Source organism: Photobacterium sanguinicancri, from assembly GCF_002265265.1.
Lineage (GTDB): Bacteria > Pseudomonadota > Gammaproteobacteria > Enterobacterales > Vibrionaceae > Photobacterium > Photobacterium sanguinicancri.
In genome coordinates, this window is record NZ_NOIF01000278.1 from 1 (window position 1) to 4,130 (window position 4,130).

General features: G+C 42.1%; 4 protein-coding genes. All 4 read left to right on the forward strand.

Annotated elements, in window-relative coordinates; translation table 11 throughout:
* Positions 1-930: 930 nt before the first annotated feature.
* The 4 genes from cydA to ASV53_RS23045 are packed head-to-tail and all read left to right on the forward strand — an operon-like array spanning position 931 to position 4,084.
* Positions 931-2,517, forward strand: coding sequence for a cytochrome ubiquinol oxidase subunit I (gene cydA, locus ASV53_RS23030; RefSeq protein WP_094958850.1), 1,587 nt, complete (start codon positions 931-933; stop codon positions 2,515-2,517).
* A gap of 15 nt (positions 2,518-2,532) precedes the next feature.
* Positions 2,533-3,669, forward strand: a complete 1,137-nt coding sequence (gene cydB / locus ASV53_RS23035) for a cytochrome d ubiquinol oxidase subunit II (RefSeq protein WP_094958851.1) — start codon at positions 2,533-2,535, stop codon at positions 3,667-3,669.
* 12 nt (positions 3,670-3,681) lie between these two features.
* Entirely contained in the window at positions 3,682-3,789 is a 108-nt protein-coding gene (gene cydX, locus ASV53_RS23040; protein ID WP_048898756.1) for a cytochrome bd-I oxidase subunit CydX, read from the forward strand.
* Positions 3,773-4,084, forward strand: a complete 312-nt coding sequence (locus ASV53_RS23045) for a cyd operon YbgE family protein (RefSeq protein WP_239928898.1) — start codon at positions 3,773-3,775, stop codon at positions 4,082-4,084. The genes cydX and ASV53_RS23045 overlap by 17 nt, the downstream gene beginning before the upstream one ends.
* Positions 4,085-4,130: the final 46 nt, after the last annotated feature.

Sequence of the window (4,130 nt, forward strand, 5' to 3'; positions counted from 1 at the left end):
ATAAAAACTACCAAATAAGTAGTTAATAATGATGATTAAAACAGGTTTCTTATTTACATTTTTATGACAACATCACCGATGGACATAGTCGCAACAAAGTAAATGCTTCATTTGTGACGCATTTAAAAGGTGCTTTAGTAAGCACGCTTATACAGTTCAGAGAAACTTGGTTGGTAAAAAGCGATAATTTTTTCAAAAATACGAGTCATAACGACAACCTCAATCAAGTTAAGAGTAAAGCTGTAATCTCGCGTTTATTCTGCCAAACACATATTTTACAGCGTGGGATGTTTATCAATCTTCTGACGCTGATTATAGGAATATTTCTATTAAGAAAAAGCGATTAAAATTATAATTTAGGATTAGAAAATCTAATGTTATTTATGGTGGGTTTACGACCTAGATGCTTGTCTATGCAAGAATCTATTCGCTTTATGTCAGCTAAATAGATACCTAGCGCTTAATAATATCCTTCTTTTTTCTAAGTGTAATAGCAACAGGTATGATCAATTAAAAACAGAATGTGTACAAGTATGACTTCTTTGAATTAAATCGAAAGATAATGTCTTTTTTTTCCCTCATTCCCTTCCGCATAAAAGATTACAAAATTTGATCTACATCAACTTGGTCTGCACGGGTTAAAAAATGAGCAGTGTTTATTGATTTTTATCAAAGCAAAATGTTTGATAAAACCTTTGCCGCTCGAGGTAATTGTCAGTAATATTAGCAATGACTTTATTAGCTGTAGCTTAACAATAAGGCAACTAATTAAAAACATAATAGCAACATAAGAAGGATGCCATGAAGTTTGTGGTAATCAGGAAGATTTATGAGTTGTCATATGTTGTTTACTACATTTTGCTAAGCCCAATCATAGGTACACTTACGAAGTACTGTCACCACTCAGCCTGGTGAAAAAAGGAGTTCACAATGTTCACTGATATCGTCGAACTATCGCGGTTACAGTTCGCATTAACTGCGATGTATCACTTTTTGTTCGTCCCATTGACTCTCGGTATGGCTTTCCTACTAGCCATCATGGAGTCTGTTTACGTAATGACTGGAAAGCAAATCTACAAGGACATGACTAAGTTCTGGGGTAAGCTTTTTGGTATTAACTTTGCTCTAGGTGTGGCAACAGGCCTATCCATGGAGTTCCAGTTTGGTACAAACTGGGCTTACTATTCCCACTACGTTGGTGACATCTTCGGTGCCCCACTAGCGATTGAAGCGCTGGTCGCGTTCTTCTTAGAATCCACTTTTGTTGGTCTGTTCTTCTTTGGTTGGGATCGCCTATCAAAGCGTCAGCACTTAACAGTAACTTGGTTAGTTGCGTTAGGTTCTAACTTCTCTGCGCTTTGGATTCTTATTGCCAATGGCTGGATGCAAAACCCAGTAGGTGCTGAGTTCAACTTCGAAACTATGCGTATGGAAATGGTGAGCTTCGCTGAAGTTATCCTAAACCCAGTTGCACAGGTGAAGTTTGTTCACACAGTAGCATCGGGTTACGTATGTGGCGCAATGTTCGTGATGGGTATCAGTGCATACTACTTGCTGAAAGGCCGTGATATTCCATTTGCACGTCGTTCTTTCGCAATTGCCTCTTCATTCGGTATGGCGGCAATCATTTCTGTAATCATCCTTGGTGATGAGTCAGGCTACGAGCTAGGTGATGTTCAAAAAACTAAACTAGCAGCAATCGAAGCTGAATGGCATACAGAAGAAGCTCCGGCAGCCTTTACTGCATTTGGTATTCCAAACCAAGAAACAATGGAAACGGATTACGCGATTAAAATCCCTTACTTAATGGGTATTATCGCGACACGTTCATTGGATACTGAAGTAACGGGTCTACGTGACCTGAAAGTTGAACATGAAGCGCGTATTCGCAACGGTATGGTTGCTTACGGTCTACTAGAAAAACTGCGTGCAGGTGAAAAAACACCTGAGAACATTGCAGCGTTCGATGAAGTGAAAAAAGACTTGGGTTACGGCTTCTTGCTTAAGCCTTATGCTGACAACGTTGTTGATGCAACAGAAGAGCACATTGCTCAAGCTGCTGATGATTCAATTCCGACAGTATGGCCGCTATTTTGGAGCTTCCGTATCATGGTTGCTGCTGGCTTTATCATGCTAGCGATCATTGGTGCTGCGTTTATCCAAACGTGTCGTCACAAGATCACCGAGAAGAAATGGCTACTTAAGGCATCACTTTACGCTATTCCACTTCCTTGGATTGCGATTGAAGCAGGTTGGTTCGTTGCAGAGTATGGTCGTCAACCATGGGCTGTAGGTGAAATCCTTCCGGTATCAATGGCTGCCTCTAATCTTGCCGCGTCTGAAATCCTTACGTCGTTAGCGATTATTATTAGCCTGTACACAGCATTCCTAATTGCTGAAATGTACTTGATGATCAAGTTTGCTCGTCTAGGTCCAAGTAGCCTGAAAACAGGTCGCTACCACTTTGAACAAAATGACGAACCGCAAAATGTGGTATCTCGTCAGGTTGAAGCGTAATAGGGAGATTTAGCAATGTTTGAATATGAAGTATTGCGATTCATCTGGTGGGTATTAATTGGTGTGCTTTGCATCGGTTTTGCGGTAACAGATGGTTTTGATATGGGTGTTGGCGCACTAGTACCTGTTATCGGTAAAACCGATAGCGAACGCCGTGTAATGATCAACTCGATTGCCCCACACTGGGATGGTAACCAAGTTTGGCTTATCACTGCAGGTGGTGCACTGTTTGCAGCGTGGCCTTTGGTTTACGCAACTGCATTCTCGGGTTTCTACTTAGCCATGATGCTAACGCTTGCAGCACTATGGCTACGCCCAATCGGTTTTGACTACCGTTCTAAGTTGCCTAACGAACAATGGCGTGGCACATGGGATAAAGCGATCTTCATCGGTAGCTTTGTACCACCTGTGATTTTCGGTGTGGCTTTCGGTAACCTACTTCAAGGTGTTCCGTTTGAGCTGAATGAATTCCTAGTACCAACGTACAAAGGTTCATTCTTTGGCCTACTAAACCCATTCGCACTTGTTTGTGGTCTAGTTAGCTCAATGATGATCATCACGCAAGGCGCAACGTACCTACAAATGAAAACGACGGGTGAACTTCACACTCGCGCACGTAATGTGACTGTTATTACAGCGATTGCGACAGCGGTATTGTTTGCTATTGCAGGTGTATGGGCACAAAGCATTGAAGGTTTCGTGATTACATCTGAAATCGTAACGAATGCACCGTCGAACCCATTGACGAAAGAAGTAGCACGCCTATCTGGTGCACTATTTGCTAACTACGATGCATACCCATTACTTTGGATTGCACCTGTATTAGCTGTTGTGATGCCACTGCTTACTGTTCTTGCAACAAAAGCTGACCGTGGTGCATTTGCATTCCTAACATCAAGCCTAACTATGGCTGGCGTTATTCTGACATTCGGTTTCGCATTGTTCCCATTCATCATGCCTTCAAGCTTGATCCCAGGTCACAGCTTAACGGTATGGGATGCGACGTCTTCTGAGCTAACGTTAAACATTATGACTGGTGTAGCGTTCGTGATGGTGCCAATTATCTTGGCTTACACTATCTGGACTTACTACAAAATGTTTGGCCGTCTTGATGACAAGTTCATCGAAGAAAATAAAAACTCACTGTACTAAGGAGACGACACCATGTGGTATTTTGCTTGGATTTTAGGTGTTCTACTTGCGTGTTCATTCGGCATTATTAATGCACTTTGGTTAGAAGCAACCGAAAACTTGGATGAGTCTGGTGAGTAAGATAGATATGTGGGTTAAAGCAGTACACAAGCATTTAGACTTCGGGGTATTACGCCTTGTTGCTATGCTGGCAGGACTTGGGCTTACGGCCCTAGTTGTCTGGGACCCAACACTCTTTGCGCAAGCAATTGGTGGTTTTGGCCCAGTCATTTCGCCTGCACTGATTTGGTCGATTTGTACAACAATGATTTACGGTGTTGGCTTTGTTCCCCGTAACTGGTATTGGCAAGTATTCTTCACGCCATATATATCATTGCCTGTATTAACCTACATTTACTGGCTGCGTTTTTACTAATCGCACTCAGCATAACAACGGCCTATTGTGGAAACACAATAGGCCG